Here is a 21,102-nt window from a genome sequence, read left to right on the forward strand (position 1 = left end):
GTTGTGGCGACAGTCACTGTAGCGGCATCGTGCGCCACAATGGTGATGGGGCGGGGGTTGTCGGTGACCGACTACGGTGTCGGACTAGCGATGGAGGGGAGGCTCATGGACTACGCTCAGCGTAGCGGTGGCCAGGCGGCCCCGGTCGGAGCATTCCCATTGTCCCCCGCACAACAAAGCATGTGGCTTGCGCAACGGCTAAACCCCGAAGTTCCACTGAATATTGCAATGTTCATCGAATTCGATCAAGAAATCGATGTAGCAGTGTTGAGCCGAGCGTCGGAACAAGCTGGACGCGAATTTGGATCGGGCTACCTCCGCATCGTCGAGGTTGACGGGACACCCTTTCAGTTCGTTGACCGCGAAATCGACGACCACATCGTCACGATCGACTTTTCGCGAGAACCGGATCCGCGTGCGGCAGCCATGTCCTTCATGCGCCGCGACTATTCGGCTCCGATTGACTTATTAGAAGATCGCCTCGCGGTGTCATACGTGCTCACCGTGGATGCTGGGCACCAGTTGTGGTACACGCGGATGCACCACGTCACGATCGATGGTTTTGGCGCCACAACGATGCTCAATCGCGCTGCCGAGATTTACTCTGCTCTCGTGTCGGGCGACGCGTCGCAGCACAAACCAACAGACACCCTGCGCGAACTGTATGAACACGACGCCGCCTACAGGCAGTCGGGCAGGTTCCGGGCCGACAGTGAGTACTGGAGCAACTACACGGCAGATCTCCCGGACGCTGTGTCCTTTGCGGTTAAGTCCGCACCGGCTGCCCCGGTAAGTCGAGTCGCCTCCGCGCCCCTTCCGCGCGAACTTGAGTCGTCGCTCGACGCATCCGCCGAAAAATACAACGGCTCAATCGCACCACTCTCGATCGCCGCGTTCGCCGCATACGTAGCTCGCATCACTGAGCAGCCCGAAGTTGTTTTGAGCCTCCCCGTTACGGCCCGAACAACTCACGCGGCGCGTCGTTCAGGCGGCATGGTGTCAAACGTGGTGCCGCTGCGGTTGTGGGTTGGGCAAGGCACGACAGTTCGTCAACTGATTGACAGTGTTCAGGTGCAGCTTGTAGGCGCACTGCGACACCAGCGGTACCGCCACGAAGACATGCGCCGCGACTCCTCAACAGTCTCCGCCGACCGTGGCTTCTTCGGACCAATGGTGAACATCATGATGTTCCGGTCCGAGGTGGCATTCGGTGACGTAACCGGACGCATCAACGTCTTGTCGACGGGACCAGTAGAAGACATCTCCGTGAACCTGTACTCCAGCACAGGAACATCACGCACACACATTGACTTTGAAGCAAACCCGGACCGCTATTCAGAATCAGAACTTAACACCCACTACCAGAGGTTCTCTCGGTTCCTTCGTCGTTTCGTGCGCGCAGGCGACGATGACGATGTCACCACTCTCACCCTCCTTGATGAGGAAGAACTGGCCCTGATACTCGACGTGTGGAACACACGTCGGCTCGGTGTCCCAGCGGGTGCGACGCTGTCAACTCTTCTCGCTACCCACCGGCCGGAAGCCAAATACGCACTCGCCGCTGTGGCCGGTACTCGCAGGCTTACCTACAGTGACTTTGAGAATCGAACAAACCAGTTGGCGCGGCAACTCGTGGCGCTCGGGGTAGGACCAGAGGTGCGGGTAGCGGTAGCCCAACGGCGCTCGCTCGACATGCTGGTTTCGTTCTGGGCGGTGCTCAAAGCCGGTGGCACATACGTTCCTGTCGATCCGGACCATCCACACGATCGCATCGAATATGTTCTGAACACGGCCCACCCGTCATGCGTGCTGGTCGCCACCAACGATGCGGCTGCGTTTGAGACGACGACAACTCCAGTTGTTGTCGTTGACCGGCCGTCGTTCTTACCAACGGACTCGTCACCACTTCAGCCTCACGAGCTCCGCCAGCCAGTTCGGCCTGACAACACCGCATATGTGCTGTTCACGTCAGGTTCTACCGGGCGACCCAAAGGCGTGGCGGTATCCCATCGCGCAATCGTCAACCAGGTGCTGTGGCTCATTGATCACTACGGATTCGGCAACGATGACGTCATCCTGCAAAAAACGCCACTGACATTTGATGTATCACTGTGGGAACTGATCGTTCCGCTTATTTCCGGCGGAACGATGGCGATTGCGCCTGCTGATGCGCACAGAGATCCCACTGAACTTGCCGCAATCATCGACAGGTACCACGTCACCGCGACATCGTTTGTACCGTCGATGCTTGCCGCGTTTGTTGCCACCGCTGACCCTGAGCAGTGTCGATCATTGCGTCACGTACTTGCGGCTGGGGAAGCTCTGCCAACGGAACTAGCTGCACGCTTTCACCAATTCTCGTCCGCGCAGCTGCACAACCTATATGGCCCCACAGAATTCGCCGTGCACGCGACATTCGCTCGGGTAGACAACGTGGCTACCAGGTCAGTTCCAATTGGTAGCCCAGTGGCCAATACACAGGCATACGTGTTGGACAAGGGCCTCAATCCCGTGCCAATCGGAGCTGCCGGTGAACTTTATCTCGCCGGTCAACAACTTGCGCGTGGGTATCACGGCAGGGGGGACCTTACGGCCGACCGATTCATCGCATGCCCGTTCGGTCAGCCCGGCGAGCGTATGTACCGCACCGGCGATTTGGTGAGGTGGGCGGACAACGGGTCTCTCGACTACATCGGCCGCACTGATTTCCAGGTTAAGGTCCGCGGCCAGCGGATTGAAATGGGCGAAATTGAATCGACACTAGTTTCGCACCCAGCCATCACCCATGCTGTGGTCGTAGTGAGGGAAACAGAACGCGGCCAGCGAATTGTCGCCTATGTCGTGGCAGACACCGACGCCACCGTGACGTCCGCAGACCTCCAAGCATGGTCGGGACGCACGTTGCCCACATACATGATTCCGGACGTCGTTGTCATGCTCGCGGAACTTCCATTGAGCTCCAGCGGCAAAGTGGATAGAAAGGCGCTCCCGGAGCCGAAGCTTGACACCAAGTCCAGCCATTACGTGGCCCCTCGCAATGCGACAGAAGAAACATTGGCGACGGTAATGGCGCAGGTGCTCGGCGTCGACAAGGTGAGTGTTGAAGAATCGTTCTTCGCAATGGGCGGCGACAGCATCGTGTCGATGCAACTCGTTTCCCGTGCGCGCGAAGCCGGTTTCATCGTGACACCTCGGCAAGTGTTTGAACGCCAAACAGTCGCAGCGCTTGCGGACGTAGCGCAGCACCGGAGCCTTTCGGCCTCATCACAGGTCGTGGAGCTTCCTGGAGGGGGCGTGGGGGAAGCGCCACTGCTCCCGGTCGGAAGATGGATGCTCGAACGCGGGGGAGACTATCAACGCTTCTGCCAAGCAGTGATGGTTACCGTTCCTGTTGGTGCCCAACGACGCGATCTCGAAGTAGTTCTTCAGCGGCTTCTTGACCGGCACGACGCGTTGCGCACAACATTAAAACTCGGCGACCCGATCAACGATCCGTCAAGTGGAATCGACGCCGCGACAATGGACATCTACCCACCGGGCAGCGTGTTAGTGGCCGACCGGATTTGGGAAGTGCCCATTGCCGCTGAACTCGATAGCGGCGAATTTGATAGCGACGAATTCGACGATCTTGTGGCGCGCGAACTCGAAGCAGCCGCTGGTCGGCTGGATCCATCAACTGGCTTGATGCACCAGTTTGTGTGGTTCACTTCGCGGAACGGTCACAGCAGGCTGCTGCTGGTTCTTCATCACCTGGTAGTCGATGGAGTTTCGTGGCGCATCATCATTCCCGATCTGGCCGTCATCGGTGCTACATACGCACATGGCGAGCAACCGCCAGAGTCGGCATCGGGCACTTCGATCCGACGGTGGGCGCACGGGCTTGCGGACATCACCAAACACCAGGGACATTCGCACCCCATTGTGTCTGAACTCTCGTATTGGCGGGACGCACTCGACAACGCCGATGTGCCACTAACAGGCGTGATCTTTGATCCTGAACGCGACACAGTCGACACGGCAGCGCAGCACACCGTCACGCTGCCCGCGGACCTAACGAAGGACCTGCTCAGTGCAGTTTCAACACTCCGAGTCGGTATGCAAGATGCCCTCCTCACTGCCCTTGCGGTGTCAATTTCACAGTTGCGGGACGAGCAGGGGATGCACCGCGATGATGTAGTGGTTTCAGTTGAAGGACACGGACGTGAGGAATCCGTACTGCCAGGTGCGGAATTGTCGTCCACTGTTGGGTGGTTTACCTCTATCTACCCCGTGGCTTTGTCACTGTCTGGTTCGCAAGTGCGAGACACCACCACACTCGGCAACATTGCGATCGGTGCGGCACTCAAGCATGTAAAGCAGCAGCTCGCCGAGGTTCCGAACAACGGAATCGGTTTCGGGTTGCTTCGCTACCTCAACAACGTGACGCAGCCTGTTCTCGCGAGCCACCCGCATCCACAGGTGTCCTTCAACTATCTAGGTCGGCTGACGACCGTTGACATTTCCGATGAGCTGCGCGCCAACGGGTGGCTCCCAAGCCGCGAAGGGGCGCGACACAACAGCGTTTCTGGTGGTGCAATGGCCATGCCTGCAGCGCTCGACATCAACGCTCATATCGAAGAAACGAAGGCTGGCCCGCAACTCGTGGTCAACCTCAGTTACGCCACCAGAGTGGTGACAGAACGCGAAGTGGCTTCGCTTGCCACGCACTGGCGTTCAGCGTTGACCAGCATTGTTGCGTATGCGAATACACCCTCTGCGAGTGGCCTGACACCGTCCGACTTCGATCTTGTCTCAGCCACCCACGGCGACATCACCGTCTGGGAATCGCAATTCCATGCGATCGATGATGTGTGGCCGCTTGCCCCACTGCAATCAGGGTTGCTCTACCACGCACAGCTCGCCCACGACGAAGTGGACGTTTACACGGCACAAATCGTCCTGGAGTTAACAGGTGCGGTGGACGCGGATGCGTTGCGCTCAGCATGTGCCAGCCTGCTCAATCGCCACCCAAGCCTGCGTGCCGCATTCACCATCAATGCGGCTGGCGAGCCCGTGCAGGTAGTTGCTTCCACTGTCGATGTGCCATGGCGGGTCTGCGATGTGCATGACGGAGCAGGCACCTTCGCCAACATTGCATACGAAGAACGAGCGACCCCGTTCGACATGGCGGCACCGCCCCTTATTCGGTTCGCGTTGGTCCGCCATACCGCTGACCACGTATCGCTAGTTATTACAAGCCACCACATCCTTGTCGATGGCTGGTCAATGCCGTTGATTGTGACGGAACTTTTGGGTACCTACGTGCTGCTCAAGACGAGCGGGAACCTCTCTACGCTGCCGCCCGCTCGGTCATACCGCGATTTTCTTGCCTGGCTAACAAGCAAGCCACGGCAACCATCACTGCATGCCTGGCAGCGAGCACTTGAAGGCGCCTCCGAACCCACGCTCCTCGCGGGGCTCGGGCAGAGTTCGGCAAGCACAACGGAATCAGTCGACCTCGACCGACACATCAGTCCACAGTTGATGGCCGCGTTAGAACGTGTCGCACGCGAGGTAGGCGTCACGGTCAACACCATCATTCAGGTGGCGTGGGGAATTCTCGTCAGCAGGCTCCTCGACCGGGATGATGTCGTTTTCGGTGCCACCGTATCTGGTCGGCCCGCAGAACTTGTTGGCGCCAACAAGACCATTGGTCTGTTCATCAATACGGTCCCTGTTCGGATTCAACTCCGGGCAACCGACTCCGTTGCCGACATTCTTACGAGAGTGCAGCACGAACAGGCCGAACTCCTCGACCATCACCATGTCAGTCTCGCCGACATCATGAGCAACACCGGCGCAGGTGCCTTGTTTGACACATTGACTGTCTTTGAGTCGTACCCCGTCGACCGTGCCGGGTTAACCGAGGACACCGACCTCGCGGGTATGCACGTACGGGACGTAGCAGTTACCGATGCTACCCACTACCCGTTTGCACTCGTCGTCCTCACTGACACTGGCCTAACACTCCGCGCCAAGTACCTACCGTCCGTGTTCACACGCAGCGACGCAAAATCGCTTCTGTACGGCCTAGAGTGCGTCTTGACGGCGATGACAACGGACGTGTCAGTGTCGGTCGGATCGGTTGACATTCTCCCCGAAGACGAACGCGCAACACTTGTGCCCGTGTACGGCCTACCCGGCACCTCCCCAGTTCTACTCGCAGATATTTTCACTCATACTGCTGAGACGTTCCCAGGGCGTCCCGCCATCACGTGTGGCACGAAACAATGGACCTACCAGCACCTCAATGATGACTCCACGCGACTTGCACGACTACTGATTCAGCGTGGTGCCCGCGCTGAAGAACCCATAGCCATTGCCATGGCGCGATCGTGTGAATCCATCCTCAGCGTGTGGTCGATAACAAAAACAGGTGCCCCGCTCCTGCCGATCGACCCTCGCTACCCGCATGACCGAATTGCCTACCTGCTCAGCGATGCGCGGGTCACAATCGGTCTCACCACCGCAATTCACCGGCCTTCGCTCCCAGATTCGGTCGAGTGGATCATTGTCGATGACCCAAGCACCGAAGCTGAACTGGTACACCACGCCCATACCCCGCTCGTTCCGGGCGACCTAAATGCGAATGTTCGGTGCGACAACGCCGCATACCTTCTGTACACATCGGGTTCCACTGGATTACCTAAAGGCGTCGCAGTCACCCATCGCGGACTCGCGAACTTCCGGGATGAGCAGCAACAGCGCTATCACGCCAACGAATTCAGCAGGGTCCTGCACGTTTCATCACCGAGTTTCGACGCGTCGATGCTCGAATATTTGCTCGGGTTCGGCGTCGGTGCGCACGTCATCATCGCCCCTCCGGAAGTGTATGCAGGTGAGGAACTCGAACACTTGCTGCACACCCAGCAGGTAACCCATTCATTCTTGACACCAGGTGTGCTCAGCACACTGAACCCCTCAGCCGTGCGCGACCTTCAACATCTGTGCGCGGGTGGTGAAGACGTTCCCGCATCGCTGGTAGCGCAGTGGGCTCCGGGGCGAAACCTATACAACGGGTACGGGCCTACGGAAACGACCATCATGGTCGCGATTTCCGACCCGCTCGCTGCTGAGGAACCCGTCACTCTCGGAGGCCCCATTCGTGGTACCTCCGCTGTGGTGTTGGACAGTCACCTGCGCCCAGTCCCAGTGGGGGTGCCGGGCGAACTGTACGTCGCCGGCCTTGGCCTAGCGCGGGGTTATCACGAGCGGGCACCGCTCACCGCGACATCGTTTGTCGCCAACCCCTTCGGCATACCGGGCGACCGACTCTATCGCACCGGTGACATCGTCAGTTGGGTTCGTGACGCGAGCGGCGATCTCAGCATCAAGTACATCGGTCGATCAGACTTTCAGATCAAAATCCGAGGCCTGCGCGTGGAACTCGGCGAGATCGACAGCGCCTTGGAATTGCACCCGTCGGTGCGAACAGCCGTCACTCTTGCGCACAAAGCTGACGACGGCGTTGTTCGGCTAGCGTCCTACGTACTGCCCAGTGACAGGATGCTGTCGGGGGGCACAGGTTCTTCGGGGGGCACAGGTTCTTCGGGGGGCACGAGTCATGACGTCGACCCCGCAGAGCTTTCGGCGTTCCTCGCGCAACATGTTCCCGCACATATGGTCCCGTCAGTGATCATCGTGCTGACAGAACTGCCCCTCACCGTTAATGGCAAAGTCGATCGGCGACGGCTGCCTGAACCGGTATTCGAACAGCATTCAGGCGAATACGAAGCGCCGATCAACGCCACCGAACAGGCTATCGCCGATGTGTTCGCCGAGGTCATCGACATCGCCACAGTGAGCCGACACGACAGCTTCTTTGAGCTCGGCGGCAACTCACTGTCAGCCACCCGCGTCGTGTCCCGAATCAGGTCTGCCCTCGACGCGAACATGACCGTACGGGCACTGTTTGACTACCCGACGGTATCCGCGCTTGCTCAGCATCTCGAGGCCGACGCAGCGCACGCCGAAGCACGCCCACACCTTGTGCCAGTTCCGCGTTCAGGCGAACTGCCACTGTCACCGGCACAGCAACGCATGTGGTTTCTTAACCAATTCGACACTGCGTCACCGGTATACAACATCGCGTTGGCGTTAAAGCTCGTTGGCGAACTTGACGTCGAGGCGTTGACGACAGCGCTCGCTGATGTGGTGGAACGGCACGAAACCTTGCGCACGATCTACCCCAATACACCGCAGGGACCCGTACAAATTATCCGCGACGGTGCCGCGACTGATCTGCGGCTCCACACCGAAACAGTGGGCACTGGTGAAGCTGTCGAACGAGCGAAAGCCATCGCCGCGCAGGGGTTTGACGTCTCTGCGGAGATACCAATCCGGGTGCATCTGCTCACTAGTAGCGCGCACGAGCATCATCTCGTTCTTGTTGTCCACCACATCGCCGCTGACGGCTCATCCATGGCCCCGCTCGCATACGACGTCATGGCTGCCTACAACGCGCGAACCACGGGCCACGCACCACAGTGGGAAACGCTGGACGTTCAATACGCAGACTTCAGCGTCTGGCAACGAAACCTCCTCGGCGACCCCAATGACGAATCAAGCCTCGGTGTTCAGCAGGTGCAGTTCTGGCGCGAACAACTAAAAGGGGTGCCCGAAGCTCTGGGCCTACCGATCGACTTCCCGCGGCCACCACAGCAATCCAACCGCGGCCGCTCACTGCGCACAGTCCTCGACGCTGACATGCAACAGCGCATCAGCGATTGCGCAACTGATGCTGGCGTGACCGACTTCATGGTGATCCACGCTGCGCTCGCTGTGATGCTCGCCCGCATCACGGGTGAAACAGATATCACTGTGGGCACCCCAGTTGCAGGTAGGGGAGAACCAGCTTTAGAGCCCCTCATCGGCATGTTCGTCAATACGCTTGCCCTGCGCACAACCGTTGACCACGACGTTTCATTCCGTGAATTTTTAGCGCATGTGCGGGATCGAGACGCAGCCGCATTCAGTAATACGGACGTGCCATTCGAAACCATTGTCGATGCCGTCGCGCCGACCAGATCGACTGCGCACACACCGCTATTTCAAGTGATGCTGGGATTTCAGAATCTTGATCTCCCCGCCGTCAAGCTTGGTGACCTCGACATCACCGCATCCGGCATCGACACGGGCACAGCGAAGTTCGATCTGCAGTTTACTGTCAGTGAACGATTCACCGATTCTCACCGTACGGCGGGCTACGACCTCGAGGTCAACTACGCAACAGATCTCTTCGCCGACCGTACTGCCGCAGGATTGACGCAACGATTTGTCGCAGTGCTCGATCGATTGCTCACTGCGCCGGACACCGCTGTGGGGGTAGTCGATATCCTCCTCGAAGACGAACTATCCACGCTGGCATCGCTGGTGAGCTCGCGGGCGCCGTACGTGCCTGAGCATGGATCACTCATTGGGATGTTCCGGGCCGTCGCGCAGCGGGCACCAAGCGCGAGGGCGATCACCCAACGTGACATCACCGTGACGTATGCCGAACTCGATGAGGCATCCGACACTCTCGCAGCGCATCTGGCCCGGTGCGGTGTAGGTCCGGACGACACCGTCTCCATCGTGCTGCCGAGGTCTGTCGCCTGGGTCGTCACCATGCTCGCGGTGTGGAAATGCGGTGCTGCCTATTCACCCATTGACCCCACATTTCCGGCTGACCGAATCGCACTCATCATCGAGACCACAGAGGCGAGTGCCGTCGTCGTCTCGGCGGACTCCCGAGCGTTCGATACCGCGGACCGTCCATGCTTTTCTGTGACGCAACAGGGACTAATCGTCGACGGAGCCGACAACCCTGGAAGACTGGTTGTGCCCAGTGATCGCTGGACTGAACCCGGCGCGGGCCAACGCCTTGGTTGGGTCATTTCAACATCTGGCTCCACAGGAAAACCCAAACCCACGCAGGTGTTAATGGCGGGGATCGCCAACACTGTGTGTTACTACACAGAGCTGCTAGGCCTGAACTCTCTCGATGGCGTGTTTGTGGCATCATCACCAAGTTTTGACCTCACGCAGAAAAATGTGTGGTCGGCCCTCACCGCAGGCGCCGAGGTGTTCCTTGCACTACCAGGGTTCGACCCAATAGAGATCCTGAATGACATCGCAGCGAATCCACGGATTGCCGCGACAAACATGTCGCCCGCAGCATTCGAAATCCTTGTCGAACAGGACAAAACAAAGGTACTTACACAACTTCGTGTCTGCGTGCTCGGTGGGGAACAAGTGCACCGCGACCCACTTGTGTACCTGTTCAACTCGGGTGTGCAGTTCCTCAATGCGTACGGCCCTACTGAAGCGGCCGATGTTGTGTCCGTGGCGGCTGTCAACGACCAACCAGACCCACTGCCTATCGGCACGTCATTCCCTGGCGTTGAGTTGTATGTGCTCGACGGTAGGCTTCGTCCGGTGCCTCCAGGCAGCACCGGCGAACTCTACATCGGCGGGGTATGCGTCGGCCGGGGCTACCGCGGGATGAGTGGTGTGACTGCGTCCCGCTACATCGCCAACCCGATGGGTGCATATGGCGACAGGTTGTACCGCACTGGCGATCTCGTGACGTTGCGTCACGACGGAAACCTTGTGTACGTGGGTCGCACCGACTTTCAGGTGAAGATTCGCGGCCTTCGCATCGAACTCGGTGAGATTGAATCGGCTCTCACCCGTATCGAAGGCGTCGCGCAAAGTTTTGTCCTCGCGCATCGGGACAACGCAGTGGGTGACAGGCTCGTTGCGTACGTCGTCGCGACGCCGGATGCCATCATCGACGGCGGCGCGCTGCGGGACACTCTCACCACGGTTTTACCGGAGTACATGGTGCCGTCCGCGATTGTTGTGCTTGATGAGTTCCCGCTTAACGCCAATGGCAAAATTGATCGGCGCGCCCTGCCTGCGCCGCAGTTTGACACACACAGCGTCGACTTTGTGGAACCGGAAGGCGACCTCGAAATGGTCGTCGCCGATGTCTTTGCTGCGGTGCTCGGGATCGCAAATGTCAGCGCCACAGCGAGTTTCTTCGACCTTGGTGGCAACTCCCTTGCCGCAACACGCGTTCTCGGGCGAATCACGGAGGCGACATCATCAACGGTGAGCATGCGGGACCTGTTCAACGCCCCGACTGTTCGAGGACTGGCGCATCTTATCTCCACCTCGGCGACAAATGTGGCCGTGCGCCTCGAACCACAAACGCGCCCCGAACCGCTTCCGCTGTCACTCGCACAATCGCGGATGTGGGTCCTCAACCAATACGATGTTCATTCGCCTGAGTACAACATCCCCCTGACGGTTCGGCTTGACGGTCCCGTTGATACTGACGCACTCATCGGTGCTGTCTACGATGTGGTGCAGCGCCACGAGGTATTGCGCACTTACTATCCGAATACCTCAGACGGTCCCGTGCAAGTAATCGATGCCTCCGGCAGGCTCTCGGACACCGTCGCTCAGATCGACGTGCGGGATACGACCGCAGACAAGCTCGCAGCCGATGTACTGTCGTTTGCTGCGCAAGGATTCGACGTCACGACGGGTCGCCCATGGCGTGCCATCATCTGGCGCGTCTCAGCAACGCACCACTTATTCGAGTTCGTAGCGCACCACATCTCCGCTGATGGCGCGTCGCTGCAACCGCTTGCGCGCGACTTAATCCAGGCGTACGACGCACGTCGTCACGGCTCCGACGTGGCGTGGAACCCCCTGCCGGTGCAGTACGCGGACTACGCCCTGTGGCAGCGAGAAATGCTTGGCGATTCCAGCGATGAGAATTCTCGTTCAGCCACCCAAATTCGGTACTGGAAGCGCATTCTGGACGGAATGCCGGACCTGCTTGAATTGCCAACCGACAGGCCCCGCCCAGCTGTGCGCAGCCTTGCTGGGGCCACCCAAATGTTCACACTCGATGCGAGCATCCACCGCGCCCTCGCTGATGTGGCCCGTAACCACCGAGCGACGATGTTCATGGTGATGCACGCCGCCTACGCGACGTTACTGGCGAGAATCTCGGGCACGTCCGATATCGCCATTGGAACCGCAGTCGCGGGTCGGAATGTTCCGGAACTCGATGACCTTGTCGGCATGTTCGTTAACACAGTGGTGTTGCGTACCAACATTTCCACTAGCGCCACGTTTACCGAACTTCTCGACCAAGTACGCGAAGCTGACCTGTCAGCATTTGCTCACACCGACGTGCCTTTCGAGCAACTTGTTGAACAACTAGCGCCGGTCCGCTCCGAATCACACGCACCCCTGTTCCAAGTTGTCCTGGGACTGCAACACGCGACACCATCAGTAGTGCCATGGGGTGAGGCCACGGCATCCTTCGACGCTGTCGATGTAGGGGTCGCCAAGTTTGACCTCGCCCTCGACGTGGTTGAACACCATGACGACGACGGTTCGCCTGACGGAATCAGCGCATACATGAACTACTCGACCGCGCTGTTCGATGCGGAGACCATCAACCGGTTCGTCTATGGCTTCACGCAACTGGTGAAGCACATCATCGCTTCTCCGACCGATTGCGTCGGCGACGCTGATCTGCTCAGTGCCTACGAGCGAGATGCACTTGTGCCTGCCGTCGGCGCTAAAGCGGCAGAACCGGTGGTGCTCAAGGACCTATTGACGACCGCTGCGGAACAAAACCCAGACGGCACCGCAGTTGAGTATGGCGAACGCTCGCTCACCTACACCGAACTCGACCGGTGGACCAATCAAATAGCCCGGGTCCTCATCACCGCCGGAATCGGTGCTGAATCCACGGTGGCGATAGCGGCACCCCGCAGCGTTTACAGCCTCGCCGCAATCTGGGCCATAGCCAAGACTGGGGCCGCGTTCCTTCCGATTGACCCGTCACATCCCACTGAGCGCATCATCCACATGTTGGCGGACTCGGGCGCAACCTTGGGCTTGACAGTTGCTGAACACGGCCGCAGTTTGCCGGACACCGCTAAGTGGGTTCATCTCGACATCAATTCGACGCTCACGGCTGTGTCTGCCGCAGACGATTCGCCGATCGCGCCTTCCGAACTGCTGAGGCCGGTGACAGACCTCAACGCCGCTTACATCATCTACACATCCGGTTCCACCGGCACACCCAAAGGTGTTGTGGTGCATCACCGGGGCCTCGCCACCGTGGCTTCCGAGGAACGACGTGTCCTAGATGTTGATGCGCAGTCACGCGTGATGCTGTTTGCCTCGCCGAGCTTCGATGCGTCCGTATTCGAGATTCTTATGGCCGTGTGCGCCGGCGCTGCCGCCGTGATCGCGCCGCCGTCAATCGTTGGTGGTTCCGCACTCGGCGACTTCCTTCGTTCGCGTGGCATCACGCACGCATTCCTCACCCCGTCGGTTCTCGCAACGGTGGAGCACAATGCACGGTTCCCTGAGCTACGCTCGCTCGCCGTCGCAGGTGAGGTCTGTCCGCCAGAACTGGTAGCCGCCTGGGCACCACACACGCGGATGGTGAATCTGTACGGTCCGACTGAGACAACAATCTGGACGACGAGCACCGCTGCGCTGCGCGCAGAGCAACCAGTGACCATTGGCGGTCCCATCGCAGGCAACGACGTCCTGGTCCTCGATGATCGGCTCAAACCAGTTCCCGTAGGTGTCGCTGGCGAGCTCTACATCACCGCCGTAGGTGAGGCGCGGGGATACCTAGGCCGGATGGATCTGACATCGTCTCGGTTTGTCGCCAACCCGTACGGAAAACCTGGTCAACGGATGTACCGATCCGGCGACCTGGTGCGGTGGGATCGTGACGGCAATGTTCACTACCTTGGGCGCACCGATTTCCAGGTGAAGCTCAGGGGCCTGCGCATCGAATTGGGAGAAGTCGAAACTCTCGTTGCTACCCATCCGTACGTTGCGTCGGCTGTGGCGATGATCCATCGCGATTCGACCTTCGGTGATCACCTCATCGCTTACGTCGTCCGCGCAAAGACACGTGACGTTGACGCGGATATTGACGTGTCTGAGCTCCGGGATTTTGTGGCCCACCGCGCGCCGAGCTACATGGTGCCCACGCAGTTCATCGTCCTCGACGAACTGCCGATTAGCGTGAACGGCAAGCTCGACCGACGCAGGCTTCCTGCGCCCAACTTTGACCTCACACGCACCGCGTTCCGGGGTCCGACAACGCCCGTCGAAGAGCTTATAGCCGCGGTGTTCACCGAGGTGCTCGGCGGGGCAGCAGTAAGCGTGGATGACAGCTTCTTCGACGTCGGTGGAAACTCGCTGTCCGCGACCAAAGTGGTGGCACGTGTCAGCGAGGCACTCGGTGTGGATGTCGGCATTCGTGACTTGTTTGACGCTCCCACCGTCGAACAACTCGCAACGCACGTCCAGCAGCTCAGCGCAACACGAACGCGGCTTCCCCTTGACGCGCGGCCGCGCCCATCGGTTGTGCCGCTGTCGCTTGCCCAGCAGAGGGTCCGATTCCTCAACGAGTTTGAACCACAGTCGTGGGCGTACAACATCCCACTGGTGGTGGAACTGCGCGGAGAGGTGGACGCCGACGCGATGGCTTTGGCGTTCCGCGACGTGGTCACTCGCCACGAAGTGTTGCGCACAATCTATCCCAACACCGCAGACGGACCCGTTCAGGTTGTCCTACCCGCAGACAACTCCCCGGAACTTGCCCGTGTTGCAGTCGCTGACGGTGACGACATTCGTGGGCGAATCGAAGCAATCGCCAAGACCTTGTTCAATGTGAGCAGCGAGATTCCGGTGCGCGCCGAACTGATCAGCGTCAACGAGACACATCACTACCTGGTGGTCGTCATCCACCACGTCTCAGCGGATGGCGCTTCGATGGCACCGCTCGCCGCGGATCTTCTCGTCGCTTATCAGGATCGCAGAGGCGGAAGCGAACCCACATGGGAGCCGCTCCCGGTTCAATACGCCGACTTCGCCTTGTGGCAGCGGGACTTACTGGGTGACGACAGTGACCCGAACTCACTGCTGTCCGAACAACTGACGTACTGGACCCAACAACTAGCGGACCTGCCCGAACAGTTGGCGCTGCCAACCGACCGCCCCCGGCCACCGGTGCAGTCCATGGCAGGGGCGAGCTATCGGCTGCCCTTAGACGACGAGTGCTTCGATGCCTTCGCCACGATGGTTCGGCAACGCCACGCCACGCCATTCATGGGTGTGCACGCCGCACTGAGCGTGCTTCTCGCATCATTGTCGGGCAGTGCCGATATTGCTGTCGGCACTCCCGTTGCAGGCAGGGGACAGGCCGCACTGGACCGCCTTGTCGGCATGTTCGTCAACACCCTGGTCTTGCGCACCACAGTGGAAGGCACACAGTCATTCTCAGGTCTTCTTGAGCAGGTGCGCGAGACCGATCTTGCCGCCTTCACCCACACCGACCTGCCTTTCGAGCGCATCGTGGATGCACTGAACCCCGTTCGTTCGCAAGCGCATTCGCCGCTGTTCCAGGTTTTGCTGTCATTCCAGAACGAGGGCATACCGGCGCTGACACTGCCCGGGCTTGAGGTCATACCACTTGAGGCTGGCGCAGAATCCGCGAAATTTGATCTCCAGTTGACCATTACTGAGCCCAGCGATGGTCATCCGCGAGAACTCATCGTCACCTATGCCACCGACCTGTTCGACCACACGACCATCGCTGGCATCACCGAACGATTCGTGCGACTGCTCCGCGACGTCACTGACGCACCTGACCGACCACTTCGTGAGTTTGACCTGCTGACCGCCGCCGAGCGGCGTGAACAGCAAACGTGGATGCACGGCATTGTGCGGGAGCTGCCCGCAGCTTCGCCTGTGGCTGAGATTCGCCGCGTGTGCGAAACAAGCCCGCACATCACCGCCGTTGAAACAGCAACCGATTCGTTGACGTACGCGGAGCTTGACCACTGGAGCGATGCTATCGCCCACCGGTTACGCACTAGCGGTGTTGGCCCCGATCATGTCGTGGCACTAGCTATACCGCGGTCAGCCCACTGGGTCGTCGCAATGCTTGCAGTGTGGAAGGTCGGTGCGGCGTACGCGCCCATTGACACAGCATTCCCCGCAGACCGTGTCACGGCGGTGCTTGAGGACATCAACGCCAGCATTGTCCTCACCACCCCGCAGTGGCAGCACCTCGACCTTGTCGCGGAGAACCGGCGCATCGTTCTGGCTGAACCACCAGCGGCCACTGAACACTCAAACACCGCCACGCCTCATCGTTGGGCCGAACCGGGCGCTGGGCAACGCCTGGGCTATGTGATCTCCACATCCGGGTCGACCGGGCGGCCAAAGCCCACGCTGGTGCAATTTGCGGGCATCCACAACACGCTGCGCTGGTTCCTCGAGACAGTGCCGCTCGAAGCGGGAGACGGTGTTCTCGTCGCGTCAGCCCCCACATTCGACCTCACCCAAAAACAGGTGTGGACTGCGCTGATGAGCGGTGCGACCTTGCATCTGAGTGCTGACGTATTTGACCCCCACACGATCCTGACGACCATGCGTGACCATCGCATCGTGCTGGCGAACATGGCGCCGAGCGCCTGCGAAGCACTCATCGACTCCGACGAACACAATGCTCTCGCGGGATTGCGCACACTCGTTCTCGGCGGCGAACCCATCAGACTCAAGCCACTTCGCAGGTTGATGGATGCCGGGTTAGTTGTTCTCAACAGTTACGGACCAACTGAAGCTTCAGATGTCGTGAGCTTCCAGACGGTAGACGCCCAGACCGAACCGGTGCCGATCGGTCTTCCCGTTCCCAACGTCACACTGCATGTACTTGACCAGTGGCTGCGACCAGTGCCCACTGGTGTGGCCGGTGAACTCTACGTGTCAGGTGTCTGCGTTGGCCGAGGCTACGGGGGACTGCCTGCACTTACCGCCGATCGCTTCGTGGCGAACCCAGCCGGTGTGGGTGAAAGAATGTACCGCACAGGTGACCTTGTGCGCTGGCGCAAAGACGGCTCGCTTGATTACCTTGGGCGCACAGATTTCCAGGTCAAGGTGCGCGGATTACGAATCGAGCTTGGTGAGATCGAAACTGCCCTCATTGGCGCACCCGCAGTAAATCAGGCCCTTGTCGTTGCGCAGCGTGGTGACGCGCTGGGTGATCGCCTCGTTGCATACATTGTGTGGGACCACAGCGTCGACACCAGTGTCGGTGAACTTCGCGCCCATATAGCGAAGTCGTTGCCCGACTACATGATCCCCAACGTGATCATTCCGATTGATGCGTTCCCCCTAAATGCCAGTGGCAAAATTGACCGTTCAGCGTTGCCGACGCCGGACTTCGTGACCATCGGCGACGAGTTCGTTGCGCCGAGGAACGCCGTCGAAGAATTGCTGGCGCGGATCTACAGCACCGTTCTCGGGCTCGATCGCATCAGCACGCATTCCTCGTTTTTCGACGCCGGTGGCAACTCCCTCAGTGCACTGAAGGTGCTTTCGCAGGTCAACGCCGAATTCGCGATTACCTTGCGGGTCAACGACATCTTCGATCATCCCAGCGTTGCTGACCTCGCTCCACGAGTGATCGCCTTGGTGGCCAATGGGGCTGACCGGCCTCCGCTAGAGCGTCGCAACAGGCCTGAGTTCCCACCATTGTCGTTTGCGCAAAAGTGGATGTGGCTGCTCAACCGTCTGGACCCGAGCCAAGGTACGTACAACATCCCCATGGCCTTGACGTTGACAGGCAATCTCGACGTCGCTGCCCTGGAACAGGCAATCGTCGATGTAGTGCAACGGCACGAAACGGTTCGCACAATCTTCCCCACCCGCGACGGGGAGCCATACCAACATGTCCTGTCAATGGACGATGTGGACACTTCGTTGCACGTAGAACACATCGAACCGAGCGCGATCGCTGATCATCTCATCCGTTATGTGTCGCAAGGATTCGATGTTGAGAAGCAGCCACCGTTCCGAGTGCAACTCATCGAACTCGACGCAGACAACCACGTCCTGGTAATGGTTGCGCACCACGTCGCCGCTGATGGTTTTTCGATGCCACCGTTGGCACGCGACGTGATGGTCGCATACTCGGCGCGCACCGAAGGCGCAGAACCAGCCTGGCAGCCTTTGAGCGTCCAGTACATCGACTTTGCACTGTGGCAACGTGAGTTTCTCGGTGAGCGCGAAACACCCGATTCGATGTGGAACCAGCAACTGTCGTTCTGGAAATCCGCCTTGGCCGGATCGCCCGACCTGCTGCCTTTGCCGCTCGATAAGCCGCGCCCCGCGATGATGAGCGCGGCCGCGGCGGTGGAGACAACGGCTGTGCCAGCGGAGGTGCACCGCAAACTCCACGACGTTGCACACGCGACGCACACGACCCCTTTTATGGTGCTTCACACGGCGCTGACGGTGTTCCTTGCCCGCATCACAGGCACCACCGATATCGTGATCGGCACGCCGACAGCCGGACGTAGTGACTCGGCGTTACTGGACCTGGTTGGCATGTTCGTCAACACAGTGGCTCTCCGTACGGCCGTAGACCCAGGCGCGACAGCGAATGCACTGCTCGCTGAAGTTCGGCGCCATAACATCGCCGCATACTCGCACGCCGACATTCCTTTCGAGCACGTGGTCGAAAGCCTTGTGCCACGAACACCGACAACGCACACGCCGCTCTATCAAGTCATGTTGACTGTCGAGCAAGCGTCCGAGAATTCATTTGTACTGCCAGGGTTGACGGTAGCGGCAGTCGATCATGAGTTCGCCGTCGCAAAAACAGACCTGCTGTTCGGATTCCTCGAACATTCGACGGACGGTAAACCCGCTGGTATCGACGCGTCGATTACCTACCGGACTGATCTGTTCAACCCCTCGACGGTGGCACGTTTTGCTTCTTGGCTCGTTGATGTTCTGACTGAAATCGTGACTGATCCGGGCGTCATCGTGGGTGACATCGCATTGAAGTCCCACCAGGCGACCGCTGCGGACGCGACGGACTCGGTTGCAGTGCTCACCGGCATCGGAGAGGTAGTCGACCCTCAGCCACTTCCGCAGTTGTTTGCCCGAGCTGCAGAAAGCGATCCATCAAGAGTTGCCGTTCGCGACGCAGAACGCAACGTGACTTACCGCAACCTTGATCGGCGTTCGTCGAGGCTCGCCCGGGTACTGCTCGCGCGGGGGATCTGCACGGGGATGTCAGTGGCGGTGTCGATCCCGCCGTCAGTGGATGCGGCGGTCGCGATGATGGCGGTCGCTAAAACAGGTGCGACCATCGTTTTCACCGATGGAGGGCCAATTTCTGGCGGCCTAGACATTCACTTGGGCATAGGCGTTGGCATTTCGGCGTCAACAGTGGGGCCCGAAGCGAACACTGTGACGTCGTGGCTGGACCTCAAATCGGACGAGACAGTGGCTGCGATGAAGGCCGCCCCGTCAACGCCAATAACGTACTACGACAGGCCACTGCCAGTGCGAACGGCCAACACCGCGCTGATCTGCACTCTGGGACAAGCCGATGTACGAGCATGGTTCACGCACGCTGATCTCGCCGCGTTCGCGGGCGGTTCACCGGTGGGAGGCAATCTCGGATTGCTGCTTTCGCTGATCCGTGGCGACTCGGTAGTGGTCGAGGACGCAGGCAATACCCCATCGTTTGCCGAGGTTGCATTTATGCCCGCAGGTGAGGGCGATGGTGTGCGCCCGCGGCCGGGGATGACGGCGCTTGTGCTCGACGACAACCTTGCGCCCGTGCCTGCTGGTGTCGAAGGCGATGCATACGTAGCGGTTTCCGATATGGCGGTCGGTGTAGAAGCTCGCGCGCAGACAGCTGTGTGGATTGTCGCTAACCCGCACCAACCCGGGCGAATGCTCCGGGTTGGTAAATGCGCACAGATGCGTCCTGACGGAAGCCTTGACCTCAGTTAGCGGAAACGCGGGCAGCGTCAGACGGACTCGTCGCTGCCTTCTGCTGCTCGGTGAGGAAGGCATCAATGTATGGCCACGTGGTTTCGCTTGCATGCGGGCCCGCTAGTACCCCAAGGTGGCTGCCGGGTGCAGTTTCAAACTGGAACGACGGCGCATTAGTTAACACCGATTTGAGGTGCCGCGCGGCAGGCACAGAAGTGATGGCGTCGCCCGTGCCGGCGATAGCAAGGACAGGGACTGAAACCTTACTCAAATCGACGCGTCGATCACCAAGAATAAGCTGGCCCTTGGCGAGGTCATTTCGGATCATGATCCGCTTCCACAGCTGAAGGTACAAACGTCCTGGATAACCAGGCATTTGGGCCATGAACCGTTCGATTGCCTCCATGCGTGCAAGCGTTTCGGTGTTTCGGAGGTTCTGTGCGATAAACCACGGCTTTTTCAGTTCGCGCTGGAATGCGGTTGCTCGGAACGTCAACTTCACGAATGGCGACGGCATTCCGCCCATAGCCATTGTTCCCAATGTTGTGACGCGGCCGCCAGTGAACTTGGCTGCAGTTCGCAGCGGATATAAGTTGGGCAACTTCGAATAGTCAATAGGGGTGGCGACTGTGGCGATCGACCGAATCGGCTGGTCTGAGTGTGCCGCCGCGGACAGCAGCGCCATCGTTCCGCCGAGGCACCAGCACACAAGGTCTACGGGTTTTCCACCGTGCTCTTGGGATACTCGCGCGATCGCGGCGGGAATGATGTCGTCAATCCATTCTTCAAAGCCGAGCTTTCGGTCAGCGAACCCGATCGTTCCGTAGTCGATGACGTACGGGGTGCGGCCGGTGTCGATGAGGTGTTGAGCAAGGCTTTGGCCCGGCCTCAGATCGAAGCAACTGATGGGGACTGCAAGTGGCGGTATGAGCAGTACTGGGTGATCGTTGTCGTCAGCGTTGCGAGGTGGAACGTCATACTTCCGGAGCGTGCGGTGCGGGCCATCCGAGATAATGGTTGATGGAACAGGACTCGGTGCCTCAAGGCCCTCGCCAAACGTCAGTTTCCATGCGTTGCGGGCCGCGAGGGGGATTTCCCTGCGAGGAAGGGCGATGCGCACGCTCATTCGGCTTACTCCTTACATACGAGGTGGCCGAAGATGACGGCGATGGCGCCGATGCCACCCACTGTTACTGAGACATCTTGTCACGTGATCGAGATTGGGTG

General features: G+C 59.5%; 2 protein-coding genes. One reads left to right on the forward strand and one right to left on the reverse strand.

Annotated elements, in window-relative coordinates:
- Nucleotides 1-3 precede the first annotated feature (3 nt).
- On the forward strand, nucleotides 4-19,893 hold the full coding sequence (locus IEW73_RS01435; RefSeq protein ID WP_188669982.1) for a non-ribosomal peptide synthase/polyketide synthase: 19,890 nt from the start codon (nucleotides 4-6) through the stop codon (nucleotides 19,891-19,893).
- On the opposite strand, the gene IEW73_RS01440 is transcribed toward IEW73_RS01435, so the two are convergent.
- Nucleotides 19,886-21,001, reverse strand: coding sequence for an alpha/beta fold hydrolase (locus IEW73_RS01440; protein ID WP_188669984.1), 1,116 nt, complete (start codon nucleotides 20,999-21,001; stop codon nucleotides 19,886-19,888). The genes IEW73_RS01435 and IEW73_RS01440 overlap by 8 nt on opposite strands.
- Nucleotides 21,002-21,102: the final 101 nt, after the last annotated feature.

It is taken from the genome of Hoyosella rhizosphaerae (assembly GCF_014643175.1).
GTDB lineage: Bacteria > Actinomycetota > Actinomycetes > Mycobacteriales > Mycobacteriaceae > Lolliginicoccus > Lolliginicoccus rhizosphaerae.

Coding starts and splice junctions, on each gene's coding strand:
- IEW73_RS01440 (WP_188669984.1), bottom strand. CDS start 21,001: ATGAGCGTGCGCATCGCCCTTCCTCGCAGGGAAATCCCCCTCGCGGCC.